Annotated in this window: 17 protein-coding genes and 1 tRNA gene; 17 read left to right on the top strand and 1 reads right to left on the bottom strand. The window is 38.6% G+C overall.

What is annotated here, in order from left to right; translation table 11 throughout:
* Positions 1–188: 188 nt before the first annotated feature.
* The 16 genes from OSO01_RS19950 (at position 189) to OSO01_RS19875 (ending at position 17,525) form a co-directional block, all read left to right on the top strand.
* Positions 189–1,904: an ABC transporter ATP-binding protein gene (locus tag OSO01_RS19950; protein ID WP_147212233.1), complete on the top strand. Its 1,716-nt coding sequence runs from the start codon at positions 189–191 to the stop codon at positions 1,902–1,904.
* A gap of 491 nt (positions 1,905–2,395) precedes the next feature.
* Positions 2,396–3,763 carry a bifunctional UDP-N-acetylglucosamine diphosphorylase/glucosamine-1-phosphate N-acetyltransferase GlmU gene (gene glmU / locus OSO01_RS19945; RefSeq protein WP_147212232.1) on the top strand — a complete coding sequence of 456 codons (1,368 nt, stop codon included), beginning with the start codon at positions 2,396–2,398 and terminating at the stop codon, positions 3,761–3,763.
* A 26-nt stretch (positions 3,764–3,789) separates the two neighbouring features.
* Positions 3,790–4,743: a ribose-phosphate diphosphokinase gene (locus tag OSO01_RS19940; protein ID WP_147212231.1), complete on the top strand. Its 954-nt coding sequence runs from the start codon at positions 3,790–3,792 to the stop codon at positions 4,741–4,743.
* Positions 4,744–4,876: 133 nt separating this feature from the next.
* Positions 4,877–5,509 (top strand): 50S ribosomal protein L25/general stress protein Ctc, encoded by a 633-nt coding sequence (locus tag OSO01_RS19935; RefSeq protein WP_147212230.1) that lies wholly within the window; start codon positions 4,877–4,879, stop codon positions 5,507–5,509.
* Between the two features lie 130 nt (positions 5,510–5,639).
* On the top strand, positions 5,640–6,203 hold the full coding sequence (gene pth, locus OSO01_RS19930; protein ID WP_147212229.1) for an aminoacyl-tRNA hydrolase: 564 nt from the start codon (positions 5,640–5,642) through the stop codon (positions 6,201–6,203).
* A gap of 132 nt (positions 6,204–6,335) precedes the next feature.
* Positions 6,336–6,566 carry an anti-sigma-F factor Fin gene (gene fin, locus OSO01_RS19925; protein WP_147212228.1) on the top strand — a complete coding sequence of 77 codons (231 nt, stop codon included), beginning with the start codon at positions 6,336–6,338 and terminating at the stop codon, positions 6,564–6,566.
* Between the two features lie 384 nt (positions 6,567–6,950).
* On the top strand, positions 6,951–10,469 hold the full coding sequence (gene mfd, locus OSO01_RS19920) for a transcription-repair coupling factor (RefSeq protein WP_147212227.1): 3,519 nt from the start codon (positions 6,951–6,953) through the stop codon (positions 10,467–10,469).
* A gap of 400 nt (positions 10,470–10,869) precedes the next feature.
* Positions 10,870–11,403 (top strand): stage V sporulation protein T, encoded by a 534-nt coding sequence (gene spoVT / locus OSO01_RS19915; protein ID WP_077602855.1) that lies wholly within the window; start codon positions 10,870–10,872, stop codon positions 11,401–11,403.
* A gap of 217 nt (positions 11,404–11,620) precedes the next feature.
* Positions 11,621–13,231: a putative polysaccharide biosynthesis protein gene (locus OSO01_RS19910; RefSeq protein WP_147212226.1), complete on the top strand. Its 1,611-nt coding sequence runs from the start codon at positions 11,621–11,623 to the stop codon at positions 13,229–13,231.
* Entirely contained in the window at positions 13,228–14,697 is a 1,470-nt protein-coding gene (yabN, locus tag OSO01_RS19905; protein ID WP_147212225.1) for a bifunctional methyltransferase/pyrophosphohydrolase YabN, read from the top strand. The genes OSO01_RS19910 and yabN overlap by 4 nt, the downstream gene beginning before the upstream one ends.
* Positions 14,698–14,699: 2 nt before the next feature.
* Positions 14,700–14,960: an RNA-binding S4 domain-containing protein gene (locus OSO01_RS19900; protein WP_147212275.1), complete on the top strand. Its 261-nt coding sequence runs from the start codon at positions 14,700–14,702 to the stop codon at positions 14,958–14,960.
* Positions 14,961–15,021: 61 nt separating this feature from the next.
* A complete protein-coding gene (gene yabP / locus OSO01_RS19895) occupies positions 15,022–15,324 on the top strand; it encodes a sporulation protein YabP (protein ID WP_147212224.1) in 303 nt (100 codons plus the stop codon).
* Positions 15,321–15,911, top strand: a complete 591-nt coding sequence (yabQ, locus tag OSO01_RS19890) for a spore cortex biosynthesis protein YabQ (protein WP_147212223.1) — start codon at positions 15,321–15,323, stop codon at positions 15,909–15,911. Before yabP ends, yabQ begins: the two co-directional genes overlap by 4 nt.
* Positions 15,912–16,077: 166 nt before the next feature.
* Positions 16,078–16,458: an FtsB family cell division protein gene (locus OSO01_RS19885; protein WP_147212274.1), complete on the top strand. Its 381-nt coding sequence runs from the start codon at positions 16,078–16,080 to the stop codon at positions 16,456–16,458.
* A 70-nt stretch (positions 16,459–16,528) separates the two neighbouring features.
* Positions 16,529–16,915, top strand: a complete 387-nt coding sequence (locus OSO01_RS19880) for a S1 domain-containing RNA-binding protein (RefSeq protein ID WP_077602862.1) — start codon at positions 16,529–16,531, stop codon at positions 16,913–16,915.
* Between the two features lie 310 nt (positions 16,916–17,225).
* Positions 17,226–17,525 carry a DUF2089 family protein gene (locus OSO01_RS19875; protein WP_147212222.1) on the top strand — a complete coding sequence of 100 codons (300 nt, stop codon included), beginning with the start codon at positions 17,226–17,228 and terminating at the stop codon, positions 17,523–17,525.
* A 529-nt stretch (positions 17,526–18,054) separates the two neighbouring features.
* Here the strand turns inward: OSO01_RS19875 and OSO01_RS19865 are convergent.
* Positions 18,055–18,128 (bottom strand) — tRNA-Met (locus OSO01_RS19865).
* A 454-nt stretch (positions 18,129–18,582) separates the two neighbouring features.
* Here OSO01_RS19865 and spoIIE point away from each other — a divergent pair.
* On the top strand, positions 18,583–21,045 hold the full coding sequence (spoIIE, locus tag OSO01_RS19860; protein WP_147212221.1) for a stage II sporulation protein E: 2,463 nt from the start codon (positions 18,583–18,585) through the stop codon (positions 21,043–21,045).
* Positions 21,046–21,055: the final 10 nt, after the last annotated feature.

Below are 21,055 nucleotides of genomic sequence, written 5' to 3'. Positions count from 1 at the left end.
TTTCATCCCTACTATACTAAAGAAGAAGGCTAAGTTCGTGACGGACTTGGGCCGGGTCTGTAGTTACTCGCCTCTCAAAAAACGTTGTCGTAACATCTTTAAAAATTGCAGCCAGCTGCACAGTAATAAATTAAATAATGTAATCAGCTGATAAAAAGAGAATCAGAACTGGAAGGAGGTTCGTTCCTATGGAATATATTAAACGTTTCTTTTCTTATTATAAGCCTTACAAAGGGCTTTTTATTTTAGATTTTACTTGTGCTATTTTAGTCGGTTTATTAGAACTTGCTTTTCCGTTGGCGGTTAATCGGGTAATTGACCGGCTTTTGCCCCAGGGGGATTGGTCGCTTATTATTTGGGCGTGTGTTGCCCTCTTGATGATTTATGGAATTAATACGTTCCTGCATTATGTTGTGACGTATTGGGGACACAGACTGGGGATTAATATAGAAACAGATATGCGTCAGAAGCTGTTTAGCCATATGCAGAAGCTGTCATTCGGTCATTTCGATAATAATAAAACAGGTCATTCCATTTCGCGTTTAACAAAGGACTTAGAAGAAATTGGAGAGATGGCTCACCATGGCCCGGAGGATGCCTTTGTTGCTATCATGACTTTGATAGGTGCTTTTATGATTATGATTGGTATCAATTGGCCGCTGGCAGTCATTTCCTTTATTGTTATTCCTTTATTAATGATCTTTGCGATTTATTTTAATAAATTGATGACGGGAACATTCCGTATGATGTTCAACGATATTGCAGATATAAACTCCAGAGTGGAAGACAGTATTGGCGGAATTCGTGTTGTTCAGGCCTTTGCTAATGAAGAATATGAACAGGATAAATTTGCGGAGAACAATGAGCGGTATCGTCAAACCAAGCTGGCTTCTTACAAGATTATGGCGAAGAATATTATGTCTAATTATTTTTTGATGCGTGTTGTTACTTTATTTACGTTACTGTTCGGAACCTGGTTTGTCATCAATGGTTCCATGACCTACGGTGAATTTGTTGCCTTTTTACTTTTATCGAATATTTTGTTAGCTCCTATACAGAAGATAAATGCAATTATTGAAAGCTATCCAAAGGGCTTCGCCGGCTTCAAGCGCTATACAGAAGTAATGGATATGAACCCTGACATTGCGGACAGCCCTGAAGCGAAGGATATTCCGGTTCATGGAGAGGTTCGTTATGAAAGTGTATCTTTTGGTTATCATCCAGCAGAGCATATTCTCCATCGTATAAATCTGCAGATTCAGCCGGGAGAAACAGTTGCCTTTGTTGGTCCTTCAGGTGCAGGGAAAACAACGTTATGCAGTTTACTGCCACGTTTTTACGAGGTAATGGAAGGACATATTTATATAGACGGCCATGATATCCAGGACTTTACCCTGCATTCTCTGAGGAATCAGATTGGCATCGTACAGCAGGATGTATTTCTATTCTCTGGTACGATCCGGGAGAATATCGCTTATGGCAGGCTTGATGCAACCGATGAAGAAATTATAGAGGCTGCAGAAAAAGCCCAGTTAAAAACATTTATTGATACACAGCCAGATGGTTTAGATACGATAATTGGCGAGAGAGGCGTTAAATTGTCGGGCGGTCAAAAGCAGCGCTTATCAATTGCACGTATGTTTTTGAAGAATCCGCCTATTTTGATTCTGGATGAAGCTACTTCGGCTCTGGATACAGAAACAGAGCTGGCTATTCAGCAATCACTGGCAGAACTTTCTAAAGGACGGACAACATTAGTCATTGCTCACCGGTTAGCTACTATAAAGAACGCAGATCGTATTATTGTGTTAACAAAAGATGGAATTGAGGAGCAGGGAGAACATCAAGAGCTATTGCAGCAGAAAGGGATGTACAGCCGCCTTCATCAGGCTCAGCTTGGCTAATGAATAATGCTTGAATAAAAACATCATATAGCAGATGATTTAAACAGTTAAAATAGACATGTTTAGTCAAAGCAGCAATGGAAGTTAAATAACTTCCATTGCTTTTTTATGTAGTATGAAGATACGAATTCCGGTTATAGTATTTTACTTTATCTGTAATTGGAATTTTTTTCAGGGTTTTTGACTTATTAATTTGTGAATCAATTACCACGAAAAAAATAAAATATGATAACATAGATAATAGAGGATGTTCAAAAAATCCAATAAAGATGACACGGCGAATTTCTTCGTTGACTAGCTTTTTCCGATACTCACGTATTATAATGCATACGCTCCGTTCGTAAAAAGCTAGTCGCCTTGAACTTCTTGGTCCTATTTATCGAATTTTTTGAACACGCACTAATAGAGATTAAATCTACAATTTTATTGAAATAAGGTTTTTTTTACGATATATTTTTAAATGGATATTTAGAGATGATGGAGGTTTCCGAATGGCGAATCGATTTGCTGTAATTTTAGCAGCAGGACAAGGAACAAGGATGAAATCAAAGTTATATAAAGTACTTCATCCTGTAGTTGGAAAACCAATGGTACAGCATGTTGTGGATCAATTGCAACAGACACAATTAGATAAGATAGTTACCATTGTCGGGTTTGGAGCAGATCAGGTAAAAACACAGCTTGGAGATTCGAGTGACTTTGTAGTACAGGAAGAGCAGCTGGGTACGGGACATGCTGTGATGCAGGCTGAACAACTGTTGCAGGATAAAGAAGGTGTAACCATTGTGGCTTGCGGGGATACTCCTTTGATCCGGGCAGAGACATTCCGAAAATTGTTTGAGCATCATGAACAAACGGGCTCTAAAGCAAGTATATTGACAGCTGTCGCAGATGATCCATCCGGATACGGACGAGTTATTCGAAATCAAGCGGGAGAAGTAGAGAAAATTGTCGAGCATAAGGATGCTACAGAAGCTGAATTAGAGGTTGAAGAAATTAATACAGGAACCTATTGCTTTGACAATAAAGCATTATTTGAAGCTTTAAAATCAGTTTCTAATGACAACGCACAAGGTGAATATTACTTACCAGATGTTATAAAAATCTTAGGTGACCAGGGCGAGCGTATCAGCGCTTATGTAGCAGCTGATTTTAATGAGACAATCGGTATTAATGACCGTGTAGCGTTAAGTGAAGCTGAAAAAATTATGAAAAGACGTATTAATGAGCTGCATATGCGTAATGGTGTGACCATCGCGGATCCTAATAATACGTATATCGGCCCTGATGTAAAGATTGCTTCTGATGTGTACCTCCACCCGGGAACGATTCTAAAAGGGGAAACATCCATTGAAACCGGTTCGGAAATTGGCCCGCATACAGAAATTAAAGATTGTGAAATTGGAGAAGACACAAATATCCGATTTAGTGTTGCTGCGGACAGCCGCATAGGCAATCGGGTTAATATTGGCCCGTATGCACATATCCGTCCAGCGTCCAATGTCGGTAATGATACGAAAATCGGTAACTTTGTAGAGCTTAAGAAAACAAACCTCGGTGATAACAGCAAAGTTTCTCATCTTAGTTATATTGGCGATGCTAATGTGGGTGAGCGCGTAAATGTCGGCTGTGGTACAATTACAGTAAATTATGATGGTAAAAATAAATTCCTGACAACAATTGAAGATGATTCGTTTATTGGATGTAACTCAAATTTAATTGCACCAGTCACAGTTGGAAAAGGTGCTTACGTTGCAGCAGGATCGACAATTACAAAAGATGTGCCGGATGAGGCATTATCCATTGCAAGATCGAAGCAGGAAAACAAAGAAGGATATGCTAAAAAGTTTAAAAAATAAACTATAAAATCATGGAGGTTAATTGAATGTCATCCAGTTATAAGGATTCATCGTTGAAAGTATTTTCGTTAAATTCGAATGAAGCATTAGCAGAAAAAATCGCAGCTCAAATCGGCACAAAATTAGGGAAATGTACGGTAACACAATTTAGTGACGGAGAAGTACAAATTAATATTGAAGAAAGTGTCCGTGGATCTGACGTTTATGTCATCCAATCTACTTCTGCTCCGGTAAACCAGCATATTATGGAGCTGCTTATTATGATTGATGCTTTGAAACGAGCTTCTGCCAAATCAATTAATATTGTGATGCCATACTACGGTTATGCACGTCAAGATCGTAAAGCGAGAGCGCGTGAGCCAATTACAGCAAAATTAATAGCGGATTTAATTGAAAAAGCAGGAGCAAATCGTATGATCACGCTTGATTTGCATGCCCCTCAAATTCAAGGCTTCTTCGATATTCCTATTGATCACTTACAGGGTGTACCAATCTTAGCTACTTATTTTGAGAAGAAAAATTTAGAAGATGTAATTGTTGTTTCACCGGATCATGGCGGTGTTGTCCGTGCCAGAAAAATGGCCGATCGCTTAAAAGCACCTATCGGTATTATTGATAAACGCCGTCCGCGTCCGAATGTTTCAGAAGTTATGAACATTATTGGTAATATTGAAGGAAAAACGGCTATTTTAATTGACGATCTGATCGATACTGCAGGAACAATTACTTTGGCAGCAAACGCATTAATTGAAAGTGGCGCCAAAGAAGTATATGCTTGCTGTACACATCCGGTACTTTCTGGTCCTGCAATTGAGCGGATTAATAACTCACAAATTAAAGAGCTTGTCATCACAGATTCGATTCCTTTGCCAGAAGAAAAGTGTATTGATAAAATTACTGAACTATCGGTTGCTTCTCTTCTCAGCGAGGCAATTATCCGTGTTCATGAAATGCAATCTGTAAGTATTCTTTTTGATTAAGGTTTAAGTTGTTCCATTTTGGGGTATGTATTATACTGACCGTTTATTTTATTGAGAAAAAGAAATGATGCAAAATCGCAATAAATGACGATGTTTCATATTATTTTTTTAATCAACTTGGAGGGTGATACGAATGGCAGTAAAATTAAACGCACAAAAAAGAGAAGATCTTGCAAAATCAGCAACAAACGAAATTAGAAACAGCGGTAGAATCCCGGCGGTTGTTTATGGGAAAAATAAAGATCCCAAGACAGTTTCTGTGGATAGTGTAGATTTAGTCAAAACAGTTCGGGATGAAGGAAGGAATGCAGTCATTTCTCTTCAAGTCGAAGGCAGTGATTCTGTTGATGTTATGCTGCACGATTATCAAATTGATCCGATAAAGGATGATTTACTTCATGCCGATTTCTATATCGTAAATATGTCTGAAGAAATGGACGTTGAGGTTTCTCTTCGCCTGGAGGGTGAATCAAAAGGCGAAAAAGAAGGTGGCGTATTACAGCAGCCATTTTATGAAGTCCAAGTCCGTGCAAAACCAAACGATATTCCAGAGGAAATCGTAGTAGATGTCTCTGAACTGGATGTGAACGACAGCTTATCTATTTCTGACTTGAAAGTAACTGGAAACTATGAGTTTTTAGATGATCCAGATACAACAATCGCTTCAGTTGTACCTCCAACTACGGAAGAAGATTTAGAAACAGATACAGATGAGAATGCAGAACCGGAAGTTATTAAAGAGAAAGACGAAGCAGAGGAAGAATAATTTCTTTCATTTAACAATATATAGAATGTATAAGTAATACCTCCCTTCTTTACTCATATGATACAAATATGTGTAAAGAAGGGTTGTTGTGTTTTCAAGAAAATGTGTTTTTAGAAGTGAGGGCAAGGTAATGAAGTTAATCGTAGGGCTTGGGAATCCCGGCAGAAAATATAAGAAAACACGTCATAATATTGGTTTTTGTGCAATTGATGAGTTATTACAAAGACATGGCTGGAAATTAAACAATTCCAAGTTTCATGGAGAATATGCGATAGAACATTTCAATGGAGAAAAGATTGTATTATTACAGCCGCAAACCTATATGAACTTATCCGGAGAATCAATTCGGCCATTGATGGATTATTATAATATAGATACAGATGATGTTGTTGTGATTTACGATGATTTGGACTTACCCGCCGGCAAAATCAGACTGCGGCAAAAAGGCGGTCATGGCGGGCATAATGGCGTGCGTTCGACCATTGATCATTTAGGCACGAAGGAATTTAAGCGTGTGCGGTTAGGAGTAGGAAGGCCGGTAAATGCAATGCCTGTCGTGGATTATGTATTAGGGAAGTTTCCAAAGGATGAAAAAGAGGCTGTCAGCCAAAGTATCCAACAAGCAGCTGATGCTGTTGAAGCCTGGGTAAATGGTAAACCTTTTATAGAAGTGATGAATGATTTTAATCAATAAAGCATACCTTTGTTTTAAGCAAGGTATATTCTTATTCCCCTCGGTTAAAACTAAATAAAAAGTACAGAGATCCTTTCCAATAAGGAATATCCTGTGCTTTAAAACTTCTTAGTTTTAATCGAGGTGAATGAGATGGTTATCTACTATGGTTGCCGGCATTGCGGAAAAGAACTGGGTGTGTTGAATCATACAGAAATTGATCTGTCCTTACGTTTTCTTGACCTTATAGAAGAGCAGGATATATCAGAAATGATAGTCTTTGAAAAAGACGGTGATTTCCGTTTGGAAGTCATTTGCGAACACTGCCAACAGGCTCTTGAAACGCATCCGGATTATCATGAATTAGATCATTTCTTACAATAGATGAATGATTATATTTATGATATTTTTAACATAAGCTGATTTTTATTCAAAAATAGCCACATTCAGCTTCAGCAAATAAAGCCTTGGAGCCGACAAGTGAAAGTTTGCAAGGGCTCTGCATTTCGGTTCTTGTAATCATTTTATGAATAAATATATGACCATATATACCATTTTCTTAAAAATTTTTATTATGTTTTTTTGATGATTATACGCAATCAGCGTTTTTTACGAATAGGAGGGGTAAAAAACCCTTCTTATTTGCATAGATTAAACGATTTTAACTGGCTGGTTAATCCTTAAAAGTCGGTCAATTCTGCGTCTTTTAAGGATTAACGGATGCCAAATTTTCTAAAAATACTTTAACAATTTAGAGGGGAAATACGAATGAAAGCAATTCATAGTTATTTAAAATCACAGGAAGATATACAGTCAATTATGGATGGATTGCTTGCAGGCATAAAAGAGCAGATGGTTGCCGGTTTAAGCGGTTCTGCCAGAAGTCTGCTCCTGTCCACTATATATCAATCAATGAATCGTCCTTTATTAATTGTTACGCATCAATTAGCTCAGGCTCAGCAGCTATATGATGACTTGGCGGAGCTGACAAATGATGAAGGTGTTTATCTTTATCCTGTTAATGAGTTAATAGCCTCTGAAATGGCTGTAGCCAGTCCGGAACTGCGTGCACAGCGAATTGAAGCATTAACAGCTTGGACGCGTAAAGATAAAGGGATATTAATTGCACCTGTTGCAGCATTAAAAAGGATGCTGCCTCCAAAATCATATTGGAATAAATATCAGCTTCTATTTCAAGTTGGCAAGGATATTGAAATGGAGGTTTACTTGCGTTCTCTGGTAGAGATGGGATATGAAAGCACCTCTATGGTTACTGCTCCCGGTGAATTCAGTCAGCGCGGGGGGATTATTGATATCTATCCAATCACGGAAAAGCATCCGATTCGTATTGAATTGTTTGACGAGGAGGTTGACTCTATCCGCTTTTTTGATGCGGAATCACAACGCTCTTTAGATAAAGTGGAAGAGGTAACCATCAATCCTGCCACGGAATTACTAATAGATAGACAAGAAATGTTGAAAGTGGCAGAAAGACTGGAAGATGCACTTTCAGATACATTGAAAAAAGTCAAAAAACCTGCTGATCGTGAAGATCTTGTTGAGATAATTGGTCAGGATATTGAACAATTTAAACAATTGACTCGTTTTCAGGGGATGTATAAATACATCGGCTATTTATATGACGAGCCCGCTAGTTTATTAGACTATTTGCCAAAGAATGGCGTTGTCTTTTTTGACGAAATGAGCCGTATTCAGGAAACAGCAACAAACTTAGATCATGAGGAACTGGAATGGTATACAGGGCTGTTGGAAGGAAATAAAATGGTCCGGGGCAGCCAGTTTTCTTTCGCGTGGAATACACTGATAGATGACATTTCGCATCCGCGTGTATATATGTCTGTATTTATGCGGCATATCCCGAATACCAATCCGCAAAACGTTATTAATCTATCGACCAGAACGATGCAGGAATTTCATGGACAGATGCCTTTATTTAAAAATGAATTAAAGCGTTGGGAAAAAGGAGATTATTCTGTTATTATTCTCACGCCAAATGAACAGCGTGCCGAAAAAGTGCATTCCATTTTAGAAGATTATGATATTGAAACACAAGTGGAGAATGAATTAAAACTCCCTATACAAAAGCCGACAATTATCGTTGGCCATCTGCACGGGGGTATTGAATTCCCGATGCATAAGCTGGCAATTATTACAGAAAATGAGCTATTCAAAAAGCGTATGAAACGCTCCAGAAAACAGCCGAAGATTTCGAATGCGGAAAGAATTAAAAACTATCAGGAGTTAAAAGTCGGCGACTATGTTGTGCATGCAAATCATGGTGTCGGGAAATACCTGGGAATTGAAACCTTAGAGGTTAATAAGCTGCATAAGGATTATATGCTGATTCGTTACTCTGGAGATGATAAGCTGTTCGTGCCGATTGACCAGATTGACTTAGTTCAGAAATTTGTTGGTTCAGAAGGAAAAGAACCGAAGCTTTACAAATTGGGCGGTACGGAATGGACAAAAGTAAAACGGAAGGTACAAAGCTCTGTCGAGGATATTGCCGATGATTTAATCAAGCTGTATTCGGAACGTGAATCCCGGAAAGGGTACGCTTTTTCACCTGATTCTGAATTACAGCGGGAATTTGAAGCTTCCTTCGCTTATCAGGAAACAGAGGATCAGCTCCGTTGTATTGCAGAAATTAAAGAAGATATGGAAAAAGAAAGGCCAATGGATCGTTTACTTTGCGGAGATGTAGGTTACGGGAAAACGGAGGTAGCTATCCGTGCAGCTTTCAAAGCAGTAGCAGATGGAAAACAGGTAGCTATCCTTGTGCCAACAACAATTCTGGCGCAGCAGCATTATGAGACAATCCGTGAAAGATTTCAGGATTTTCCGATTAATATTGGCTTATTAAGCCGTTTTCGTACACGTAAGCAGTCAAACGATACAGTAAAAGGTCTGGCGGATGGAAATATGGATGTTGTTGTAGGAACGCATCGTCTCTTATCAAAGGATGTCCAATATAAGGATTTAGGTTTACTTGTTGTCGATGAGGAGCAGCGATTTGGTGTAAAGCATAAAGAAAAAATTAAGCAGCTGAAAACTAATGTAGATGTTTTAACACTGACAGCAACCCCTATTCCGAGAACATTGCATATGTCTATGCTCGGTGTGAGGGATTTATCTGTTATTGAGACACCACCGGAAAATAGATTCCCGATTCAAACATATGTGATGGAATATAATCCATCCTTTATCCGTGAGGCAGTGGATCGGGAAATGTCCAGAGGCGGCCAGGTGTTCTTCCTGCATAACCGGGTGGAAAATATTGAAAAAATGGCTCGTGATATTGGGATGCTTGTGCCAAATGCGCGAGTGGCTATTGCCCATGGGCAAATGAATGAATCAGAACTGGAGAATGTTATTATCGGCTTCATTGAAGGAGAATATGACATTTTAGTCAGTACAACCATTATTGAAACAGGTGTCGATATTCCAAATGTGAATACATTAATTGTCAATCATGCTGATCATATGGGACTGAGTCAGCTTTATCAGCTAAGAGGGCGTGTCGGACGCTCCAATCGCGTAGCCTACGCTTACTTCACATATCAGCGTGATAAAGTATTAACAGAGGTTGCTGAGAAAAGATTGCAGGCAATTAAAGAATTTACGGAGCTCGGGTCTGGATTTAAAATTGCAATGCGTGATTTATCTATTCGTGGTGCCGGGAATTTACTAGGTGCGCAGCAGCATGGCTTTATTGATTCTGTAGGGTTTGATATGTACTCTCAAATGTTGAAGGATGCAATCGATGCCCGTAAAGAAGGAAAAGAAGTAGAGGATATCAAGCCGTTTGAGCCGGAAATCTCCTTGAAAATTGATGCGTATATTCCGGATGAGTACTTAAAGGATGAGAAGCAGAAAATTGAAATGTATAAGCAGTTCCAAAACTTGGATAGTCCAGAAGCAGTACAGGATCTGAGAGATGAATTAATTGACCGCTTTGGAGATTATCCTGCAGAGGTTGAAAATTTATTCACCGTGAGCATTATGAGAATGCACGCTAAACAACAGCGTGTCCAATCTATCACAGAGGCTCCAAAGAAAATTACGATGCTGATTGATGAAGGAAGAAGTCAGGAAATTGATGGCTCTAAATTATTTGAAGTGGCTAATCAATTTGACCGTCAGATCAGCCTGGGCACAGAAAATCAAAACTTAAAAGCAGGTATTAAATGGAGTAATGACAAGGCCTATAAACGTCACGATGTTGTGGTCGAATTTATTAAACAGTTAAGTAATGTAACTCGGTAAAAATATGGTTTACCAGTGAAAAGCTGCTCTCTATTCCAGGGAGCAGCTTTTTTAATACCTTCTCAAGAAAATATTGATTTTTTATTATCAAATGATTTAAGAGGTGTAAGCAAGGAAGAAGTAGAGCACTACTTGATAATCCGACCAGTATAGAGGGAACCTAATATACTTATTATATGGGGGACAGTGAGAGGCTATCAAGTAATTATGAATAAATAAGGTTTTAAAATTCTATTTTTTGCTTTTATCTTCATCTCCTCCAAAAAAATAACAAAAATTTCATTTGGAATGTATAGTTATTTCTGGTTGATTAATACTATTACAACAACCGGTGATGAATTATGGAGGGAAGACTTTCCATCCAAGTCAGAATCGTCATTTAGAAAGGGAGGATACTTAGATGAAAGCAACAGGAATAGTGCGACGTATTGATGATTTAGGGAGAGTAGTGGTGCCAAAGGAAATTCGGAGAACCCTGCGTATCCGTGAAGGAGATCCCCTTGAAATTTTCGTTGATCGTGAGGGAGAGGTTATTTTAAAAAAATATTCACCAATCAGTGAGTTAGGCCATTTTGCTAAAGAATATGCAGAGGCATTGTTTCAATCTTTACAATCGCCGGTTATTATTACAGATCGCGATGAAATTATTGCAGTAGCAGGAGAGTCTAAAAAAGAGTACGCAAATAAATCATTAAGCAGCTATATTACTAATATTATTGAAGGACGTTCACCCGTTTATGAAGGTGATAAGTCTCAGGTAGAAATTGTAGATGGAAATGAGCAGGAGCTGCACTCTTATTCGATTCATCCTATTATTGCCAACGGTGATCCAATTGGCTGTGTGATGATTTTCTCTAAAGAAGATAAACTGAGTAAGGTAGAGCAGAAGGCAGCAGAGACTGCATCTGTTTTTCTGGCTAAACAAATGGAATAGACCGCCCCTCATTCATACTTTTTCAAAAAGAAGCTTTCTCTAGGTTACCCTCCAATCTAGAGTACAAGCTTCTTTTTTGTAGGCAGATCCGAAAATATAGCAGAGAGATTGAGGTAGGCATCTTAGTGATAAGAATGTCAGGGTTTTAAAGACCAAGTGCTTTTCTCCCTGATATGATATACTGAGATAAATTCATTTGGAAAAGGAAAAATTCGTCATGTCAGATAATGAAACAAGCCGGTTGGTTAAAGGTGCGCTTTTACTGAGTATCGCCGGTTTGATAAGTAAAGTGTTTAGTGCCGTTTATCGTATTGTATTGCAAAACCTGACAGGGGATATTGGATTTTATATGTATCAACAGCTCTATCCATTGTTAGGAATTGCGACGATGCTTGCATTATATGGATTCCCTTCAGCAATTTCTTCGTTGACGGCGACAGAAATTGAAAAGGGAAAAGTATTAACCTGGAAAGGCTTTTATCGCCCTATTCTTCTAATCCTTGGGAGTTTTCATATCATACTTACAGCAGTAATTTATGTTTCTGCACCATTATTAGCTGAAATGGCTGGTGATGAGCATTTTATTGGGTTATATCAGTTGGCTGCAATATTATTTTTGGTTGTTCCGGCTGTGGCAATACTCAGAGGAATACAGCAGGGCAGGTATGAGATGGCTCCTACTGCCCTCTCTCAAATTGGAGAACAGCTTATTCGTGTATGTATAATTATTGTGGGGGCGTGGCTGGTCAGCCAAGGAGTTTTGCAAATTTATGCTATTGGAACAACAGCGGTACTGGCATCCTTGCTGGGAGGCTTTAGTGCACTCGCCATTCTTTTATTTTTAAACTATAAAAATCAAAATGATTCACATGAAGTGGTAGGCGTACCTAACTTGGAAGAAGCAGTTCCATGGAAGAACTATTTAAGAATCCTGCTGCTGTTTGGGATAGCTGCTGCGATGAATCATATGATACTTTTATTAATGCAATTAGCGGACGCGTTTACGTTTGTGCCGAAATTAATAGCAAGTGGAGCAGGAGAAATAGAGGCCAAGGAGATGAAGGGCGTATTTGACCGGGGACAGCCGCTTATTCAGATGGTGACAATTATTGGGTCATCTATTGCCTTGGCAATTATACCGGCAATCAGTCACCAGAAATTAAAAGATCAGAAAAAACAGGTAACCAACTATATTCAGACAGCAATGCATGTTGGTATTTTTATCGCTGCAGGTGCGGTTTTGGGATTATTTATTATTTTTCCAGAGGTCAATCAACTACTTTATAAGAATACGCAGGGAACGAGTGAACTAAGGTTATTAATTGTGGCTATTGTAATGTCTACCATCTCTATTATCGGTGCATCTATTTTACAGAGCCTGGGCATGATTGTGCGGACAGCCGTATTTATCGGCATCTCATTTGTGGTAAAGGTATGCAGCAACTTGATTCTAATACCGCTTTATGGTGTCTATGGAGCGAGTATAGCCACGGTCTCCAGTCTGGGTGTGTTATTGTTGCTTGTAATTATAGAGCTATACCGGAAACTGCCAGGCATGCCATTATACCGTTCGATTTCCTGGAGAAGTTTAGCCGCGGCGAGCTTAGCGATGATAATTTATCTGTTGGTGGTACAAGGGATATTCTCTTCACATGTAATGGATGTAAGAATCCTGCTGCTTGTATATGTAATCTTTATCTCCATATCAGGAGCAGGCCTATTCCTCTTTGTCTTGCTTAAGACTGGCGGATTAACTGAAAATCAGATTAAGATTTTACCGAAATCAGAGTACTTGTTACGTATTTACAAAGGGAGGAAACAACCTTGAAGCAAATAGAAGTCATTGGACTGGGGGCAGGAGATTTAGAGCAGCTGCCGCTCGGTGTATATAGAAAATTAATAAAGACACAGCAGACGATTTATGCAAGAACATTAGATCATCCCGTAATTGAAGCATTGGAAGCAGAAGGAGTTTCTTTTACGTCCTTTGATCAGCTTTACAAAGAGGAAGAGCAGTTTGGAATGGTGTATGAGCGCATTACAGAAAAGCTGATAGAAGCTGCGAAAACAAGTGAGAATAATGTAATTTATGCTGTTCCAGGTCATCCCATGCTGGCAGAGAAAACCGTTCAACTTTTGCTGAGTCAACAGGAAATTAAAGTGTCAATTGCCGGTGGGCAAAGTTATTTGGATGATTTGTTCACAGCGATGAAGATTGATCCTATCGAAGGCTTTCAGTTCGTAGATGGAACAGATTTCAAACGTAATCAGCTTAATTTGCGAAATCATCTATTTGTTTGCCAGGTGTATGATACATTTATCGCGTCTGAGGTCAAGCTGACTTTATTAGAAGAATTGCCATCCGATTATGAAATTTATATCGTAGAGGCAGCTGGGAGTAACACAGAAAAAATTGAAAAAGTCCCATTGGAAGAGTTGGATCACCGGATGGAAATAAGTAATTTAACCACGCTCTATATTCCGCCAGCTCCAGAAGGATATCTTCATCATACGTTTGCATTTTTACGAGAGGTGATGGCGATTTTACGTGGTCCTGACGGATGCCCCTGGGATAAGAAGCAGACACATGAATCCCTCCGTCATCATACCATTGAAGAAGTTTATGAGCTGATTGAAGCGATTGATGAAGAGGATGATGACCATATTGTTGAGGAGCTTGGCGATTTGCTGATGCATATTTTATTGCATAGTCAGATTGGCGAGGATAATGGTTATTTTACGATAGATGATGTGATTCAGTCGATTTCTGATAAAATGATTTATCGCCATCCGCATGTCTTTTCATCAACAGTAGCAGATACAGAAGAAGCGGTGCTGCAGAACTGGGAAGAGCTGAAGAAACAGGAAAAGGGAAAAGAAAGAGAATCTATATTGGATGGCATCCCGGCAAATCTTCCTTCCTTGGCAAAAGCATATAAACTTACCTCCAAAGCAGGGAAGGTCGGCTTTGAATGGGGACGTGTAGAGGAAGTTTGGGAGAAGCTGAAGGAAGAAATAAATGAGGTTATCGAGGCGGTCGAGGAAAAGGAATTTACGGATGTAGAAGAGGAGCTTGGGGATGTTTTATTTGTCTTAGCGAATATTTCCAGATACTATAAAGTAAATCCTGAGGTGGCATTAGAGCGTGCCAACCGGAAATTCATCAGCCGGTTTCAATATATAGAGGAAAAACTGAAAGAAAACCATCAAACACCTAAAACAGCCTCTCTGCAGGAAATGGATGCTTACTGGGAAGAAGCGAAGAAAAAACAAAAGCTAACAGAGGAGAATTGATGATGAGATTAGATAAATTTTTAAAAATATCCCGGATAATTAAGCGGCGTACTTTAGCAAAGGAAGTAGCGGATCAAGGAAGAATTACTGTGAACGGTAATGCGGCGAAAGCTTCTACTGTTCTTTCTGAAGGAGACGAGCTTATCATCCGGTTTGGTCAAAAACTCGTTACTATACAAGTAAATGCTTTGCGGGAAAATGTCCGTAAAGACGAAGCAGATACGCTTTATAAGATTGTTAAAGAAGAGAAATTAGAGCAGTAGAAATATAGTTCTATACTTGTCCCTCCCATCATAAGCTATTAACGATAGGGAGGGTTTTTATATGAATTATTATGAGAATAAAGATGTAAGAAATCATATTGAACAAGAGCATACCGTAAAAATAGACAAACGAAAAAACCTTGAAATTACAGGCGTCAAAGAAGTAGACAGCTTTGATAACGAAGCATTTCTGTTAGAAACAGTGATGGGGTATTTAATTATCCGCGGACAAAATTTACAGTTAAAGAATTTAGACGTGACAGAAGGGATTGTCACTATTAAAGGAAAAATATATGAGCTTTCCTATGTAGATGACCAGCAGCAGGAGAAAGCTAAAGGGTTCTTTAGCAAGTTATTCCGATGACTTTATCTACGCAATTTCTAACACTTATCACGATGGCTTTAAGCGGTTTTTATTTAGGCATCGCTCAGGAAACCTTCCGTCGCTTCACAGTTTACTGGAAGGGGCGGTTATTTTTAACGTATTTTTTAGAAATATTATTTTGGATGATGCAGGCGGGCATTTTATTTTATATATTATACCGGGTGAATCAAGGAGAGCTCAGAATCTATATTGTACTAGCAAGCCTCTTTGGTTTTTCTGCTTATCAGGCATTGGCAAAACAAGTATACAAAAGGTTATTAGAACGTTTGATCCGAATTTTTAAAGCAATTTATCAGGGAATAGAAAAATTGATAAAAATATTGCTTATTTCTCCTTTGCGGTGGATATTCTTCACGTTCTATCGTATGATAAAAGCAATACTAATCGGAGTTATGAAAATAATTATATGGTTGTTTCTTTTTTTATTTACTCCTTTGCGGTGGATAGGGACAGGCCTTTTTCGCCTTTTTCCAAAACCAATTCAAAATTTCTTTCTGCAAATTGCAGGATTTTATAGTAAAATACAGAATATAGTTTATAAATACGTGTTTAAAAAGTCCGATTAAAAGGACCAAGAAGTTTGAGGCAGCGAAGTATTGAGTAACGGAACGTATGCTTTAAATACGTGAGTAACGGAGATGCAAGCTAACGAAGAAATTCGCCGTGTCATTTTAATCGGACTTTTTAAACGTCACTTAGATGGATTCAGTCTTATCGGAGGAGGTAACAGCTGTGGAAGAAAGAAAGAAGAAAGTAACAAAACTTCATTCTAAGTCCGTACACCAGTACGATGCGTACATAGAGCGACAGAATAGAAAAAAACAGCGCCTTACCAGAAGGTTGGTACTGTATGCATTAGTTGTTGCGGTGATCATAGGAAGTATGTCAGTCTATCATTTCAGTCAGCGGTCGATTAAAGCGGATAAAATGGACGAGTATGAACAGTTAGAGCAGCAGCTTGCAGATTTAAAGCAGGAAGAATCGGATTTAAATAATGAAATTGAGCTCCTGAAGGACGAAGATTATGTTCTTGAGATTGCCAGAACTAATTATTTCTTCTCAAATGAAGGAGAATTAATATTTAAATTGCCTGATGAAGACCCATCATATTGACACTTTTTATTTTGATTAATATACTATATATTGAAGAACATTTAATCTTTTAAGGAGGAGCATTTCTTTTATGTCAATTGAAGTAGGCAGCAAGCTGCAAGGAAAAGTAACCGGAATCACTAATTTTGGGGCTTTTGTGGAGTTAGAAGAAGGAAAAACAGGTCTGGTTCATATTAGTGAGGTTGCAGACAACTATGTCAAAGATATTAATGAACATTTAACGGTTGGAGATGAAGTAAAGGTTAAAGTCATTAATGTTGAAAAGGATGGCAAAATCGGCCTGTCCATTAGAAAGGCGAAAGATCGCCCGCAAGTACGTCAAAAGAGTCAAAAAGAACGCACGGAGAACTTCGAGTCCAAAATGAATCGTTTCCTAAAGGATTCCGAGGATCGTTTAGCCTCTTTGAAAAAGCACACTGAATCCAAGCGTGGTGGACGGGGTGCTAGAAGAGGATAGTGGTTGCTGTCTATTAATAATGCTCTATGGATAGATCAAAGCAGATGCTTCTTAAATTAAGGAGGCATCTGCTTTTTTAATATGTTTGGCAGGGCTGGGACAAGAGGAAAAGAGTTTAACCCCAATAACGGAGAATGTGTAAAAAATGCAGGAAATATATACGGGCTTTAGAAGAAAGTATAGTATATATTCCTAAGCGGTTATTCACATAATTTATGTTCGCTATAATTTGCTGGGTTAAAAGACTTCTACTGTCCTGGCTTTTTTTGTGTTGGTTAATAATTCGTTAAATATTGAGGAGTGAGACTATATGGATATCAAAAATGTACCAGATTGGATTTTATCCTTAGACGAGGAAGATTTAGAGTGCATTAAAAAATTCGTGATGAACTCCGGCTCATTAAAGAAGGTTGCGAAAATTTATGCTGTCTCTTATCCCACAGTAAGAATTAAGCTGGATAGGCTGATTGAAAAGATAAAATTAAATCATGCCAAGGATAATGAAGAGTTTATAAAATTTATTAAACAGCTTTCCATCGATGATCGTATCAATCTTGAAGAAGCAAAATTAATTATTGAAAAGTATAAACAGGAAAAGGAGGAAAAATAACGTTTGGATTTGGTATTTATGATGCGTTTATAATTGCAGGATTTCTGGCAATACAGTATTTTCTCTCAACCAGAAATAGAGTTTATTGGGGAGCGATTATTCCTGTTCTCCTTGTTTTCTGGTTAACATGGAGCTTATATATAGGAAGAATAGAAAGTGTCCTTGCCTATGCGCTGATTCTTTTAGCTGGGATGATTGTTCTGGCTATGGAATGGCATGAAGGAAGAGTAGCTCTTAGTAAACGTAGAAATAAAGAATTAGATAAAATGAAATCACAGGACATACAGTAAAACGACAGCATGGATAATCTCAAATGGATATAATCTAGACTATCAAATGAATATATTATGGTTAGATGTAATAAGTGGGGAACTTCATCGAAACATTTGATTTTATAAAATCAAATGATACTTAAAGTGAGAGTTTGCACCCACTGAGAACATTTGTAATTATTCCCTTCCAATAATACTGTTGCATAATAACAAAAAAACTTATTTCCTCGGTAAGGGAAATAAGCTTTTTTTCAGGATAGCGGCGGAGGGGATCGAACCCACGACCTCACGGGTATGAACCGTACGCTCTCGCCAGCTGAGCTACGCCGCCATTAAAACCAACAAGAAAAATCATACAACAGACAATACAAAGTGTCAATAGTTTCCACGCATATTTTATAGACTGATTTGTAAAAGCCCCGGAATATATAGCGGTCAATCTGAAAAAATACGTTTTCTGCTCTATTTTTTTAAGGCTCGCCTATCTTGTCGAGCTTATAGAAAAGAACAGCTTTTCTCCCACCTTTTTCTACAAATGATGAAGCAATATCTAAAAAGCTGCGCAGATTTTAAATGATGGAAATGTATCAAACAGTAGCTTCAAATTAGCTGTATTCCCATCACTATAAACAAAAATTTATTGTTCGCCAGGTATACACCCTTTTTGTAAAACGATGTTAACTTACCAAAATTAAGTCGAACGATTTTTAGAAGCTGCCATGTTTTTTTGACAAAAAAAGAATACAACCTGTGTTTTACTAGTTGGAAAGATGGGAGTGGATAAAATGATAGGTTCAATTCCAAGGGTGGATTCGGGAAGCATTGCAATCGAGAAAGCACATAAAAAGAGAAAATGGAGAGAACAAATTATGGCGAAGATTAATCATGTATTGATCGCGCAAGGCTGGTTATTTTACATTACCGGTTTCTTATTAGGACGGGCTGTCATCCTGCAGGCGGTTTCTCCATTTGCTGTTGCGTTTATTGCCAGTATGTGGCTTGTCCATCGTGATAAATCATTCCGGTCTATGATTGCTGTTATTTTAGGAGCACTAACTTATTCCATGCAGCATGTTGTTTTTATCTTTCTTGCTTTTATCTTATTTATTTTCATATCGGCAGCAACAAAGTCTATCAAAAACCAGCAGTGGATGCTGCCTGTCACGGTTTTTTTAGCTACCAGCCTGCCGAGAATGTTTCTATATTCTATCCAGGATACAATATCGTCCTTCCAATGGATGATGTTAGCCATAGAAGGAGTACTTGGAGCAATTCTTGTACTTATATTTATGCAAAGCATTCCGCTATTATCACCAAAACGGTATAAACCTGCTTTAAAAAGTGAAGAAATTGTCTGTCTGATTATTCTTATTGCCTCTGTATTAACAGGATTCATTGGCTGGGAGGTGTATGGAGCCTCTTTAGAGCAGGTCTTTTCAAGATATTTTGTGTTAGTATTTGCTTTTGTCGGTGGAGCGGCAATCGGATCGACTGTCGGTGTTGTAGCAGGAATGATTTTATCATTAGCCAATGTTGCTAACCTCTATCAAATGAGTCTGCTTGCCTTTTCAGGAGTACTCGGTGGATTATTGAAGGAGGGAAAGAAGGCAGGGACGGCGCTTGGCCTCTTAATCGGGACAGGCTTAATTGGTGTCTATGGTGAAAATGTTGCTTTATTGCCGTCGTTAATAGAATCGCTTATGGCAGTGATGCTATTTATACTTACTCCGGCATCATGGTTTGAGCAAATTGCCCGCTATATACCGGGGACAGAAGCATATACAAATGAACAAGAGCAGTATTCACAAAAGGTTCGAAACGTTACTGCAAAGCGAGTGGAGCAATTTTCAGATGTTTTTCAAGCACTCTCAAAAAGTTTTGCGGTAACAGACAGGACATTAAGTGATGAAAAGAGGGACGAGAAGAGAGATACAGATTACTTTTTAAGCCAGGTGACGGAAAAAACATGCCAGGGGTGTTTTCTAAAGAATAAATGCTGGCAAAAGGAATTTGATAAAACCTATTCTTTGATGGAGGACATGAAGCAGGATATAACTGCCGGACAGGATCCAAATCGGAATGTTATGAAGGATTTTGAGAATCATTGTGTGAAATCACGCCAGGTGGTGGAGGCAATGCGATCAGAAATGAGCTTTCACGAAGCAAATCAACAGCTCAGACAGCAGGTAACAGAAAGTAAGCGCTTAGTTTCTGATCAGCTCCAGGGTGTTTCTGAAGTAATGAATGATTTTGCTAAAGAAATACTAAAGGAGCGGCAGCACCACGAGCTGCAGGAATCGCAAATTATCCATGCTTTAAAGCAGATGGGAATAGAATTAGTCCGCCTAGACATTTATCACTTGGAAAAAGGAAATGTAGATATTGAATTGACAACAAGCTTTTATGAATATCATGGAGAGGGTGAAAAGCTGATTGCTCCTATTCTTTCAGAGCTGCTCGATGAAATGATTGTGGTGAAAACGGAGGATATTTCCTCTTTCCCGTACGGATATAGCCACTTCGTTTTCGGCTCAGCAAGAGATTTTGCGATTGAGACAGGAGCGGCAAATGCAGCAAAAGGAGGTGGACTTGTATCTGGAGACAGCTTTACAACCATTGAGCTTGGCGCAGGAAAGTTTGCCATGGCTATCAGTGATGGGATGGGGAATGGAAAACGCGCGAAAGAAGAAAGTACAGAAACATTGCGCTTATTGCAGCAAATTTTACAGACAGGGATACGAGAAAAGGTTGCCATCAAAACCATCAATTCGATTCTCGCTTTGCGTACTACTGATGAGATGTTTGCAACGCTTGATTTAGCAGTCGTTGATCTGCATAACGCATCTGCAGAATTTTTAAAGATTGGTTCGACACCGAGCTTTGTCCGCAGAGGAAACGCAATGCTGAAAATTGAGGCCAGTAATCTTCCGATGGGGATTATTAAAGAGTTTGACGTAGATATTGTCAGTGAACAGCTAAAGCCGGATGATTTATTAATTATGATGAGTGATGGAATTTTTGATGGGCCAAAAGACGTGGAGAATATCGATATTTGGATAAAACGTAAAATTAAAGAAATGGACACGGAGGATCCGCAAGAGATTGCTGATCTGTTATTAGAAGAGGTGATTCGGACAAGATCAGGAGATATTAATGATGATATGACAGTATTGGTTGCCAAGGTAAAGAAAAACACACCAAGGTGGGCAAATGTTCCAATTCATCATGGGAAGGTTCTTTCTATGTAGAGCGGGAAAT

Source organism: Oceanobacillus sojae (assembly GCF_007991515.1).
In the GTDB taxonomy this organism is placed as follows: Bacteria; Bacillota; Bacilli; order Bacillales; family Amphibacillaceae; genus Oceanobacillus; species Oceanobacillus sojae.
This window is presented reverse-complemented; position numbering and strand designations above follow the sequence as displayed.

Bases quoted from the DNA above. Each gene is read 5' to 3' on its own strand.
- spoIIE (WP_147212221.1), top strand. From the start codon at position 18,583: ATGATAGGTTCAATTCCAAGGGTGGATTCGGGAAGCATTGCAATCGAG.
- OSO01_RS19875 (WP_147212222.1), top strand. From the start codon at position 17,226: ATGGATATCAAAAATGTACCAGATTGGATTTTATCCTTAGACGAGGAA.
- glmU (WP_147212232.1), top strand. From the start codon at position 2,396: ATGGCGAATCGATTTGCTGTAATTTTAGCAGCAGGACAAGGAACAAGG.
- yabQ (WP_147212223.1), top strand. From the start codon at position 15,321: ATGACTTTATCTACGCAATTTCTAACACTTATCACGATGGCTTTAAGC.
- OSO01_RS19880 (WP_077602862.1), top strand. From the start codon at position 16,529: ATGTCAATTGAAGTAGGCAGCAAGCTGCAAGGAAAAGTAACCGGAATC.
- pth (WP_147212229.1), top strand. From the start codon at position 5,640: ATGAAGTTAATCGTAGGGCTTGGGAATCCCGGCAGAAAATATAAGAAA.
- OSO01_RS19940 (WP_147212231.1), top strand. From the start codon at position 3,790: ATGTCATCCAGTTATAAGGATTCATCGTTGAAAGTATTTTCGTTAAAT.
- yabP (WP_147212224.1), top strand. From the start codon at position 15,022: ATGAATTATTATGAGAATAAAGATGTAAGAAATCATATTGAACAAGAG.
- OSO01_RS19900 (WP_147212275.1), top strand. From the start codon at position 14,700: ATGAGATTAGATAAATTTTTAAAAATATCCCGGATAATTAAGCGGCGT.
- spoVT (WP_077602855.1), top strand. From the start codon at position 10,870: ATGAAAGCAACAGGAATAGTGCGACGTATTGATGATTTAGGGAGAGTA.
- mfd (WP_147212227.1), top strand. From the start codon at position 6,951: ATGAAAGCAATTCATAGTTATTTAAAATCACAGGAAGATATACAGTCA.
- OSO01_RS19950 (WP_147212233.1), top strand. From the start codon at position 189: ATGGAATATATTAAACGTTTCTTTTCTTATTATAAGCCTTACAAAGGG.
- fin (WP_147212228.1), top strand. From the start codon at position 6,336: ATGGTTATCTACTATGGTTGCCGGCATTGCGGAAAAGAACTGGGTGTG.
- OSO01_RS19935 (WP_147212230.1), top strand. From the start codon at position 4,877: ATGGCAGTAAAATTAAACGCACAAAAAAGAGAAGATCTTGCAAAATCA.
- OSO01_RS19910 (WP_147212226.1), top strand. From the start codon at position 11,621: ATGTCAGATAATGAAACAAGCCGGTTGGTTAAAGGTGCGCTTTTACTG.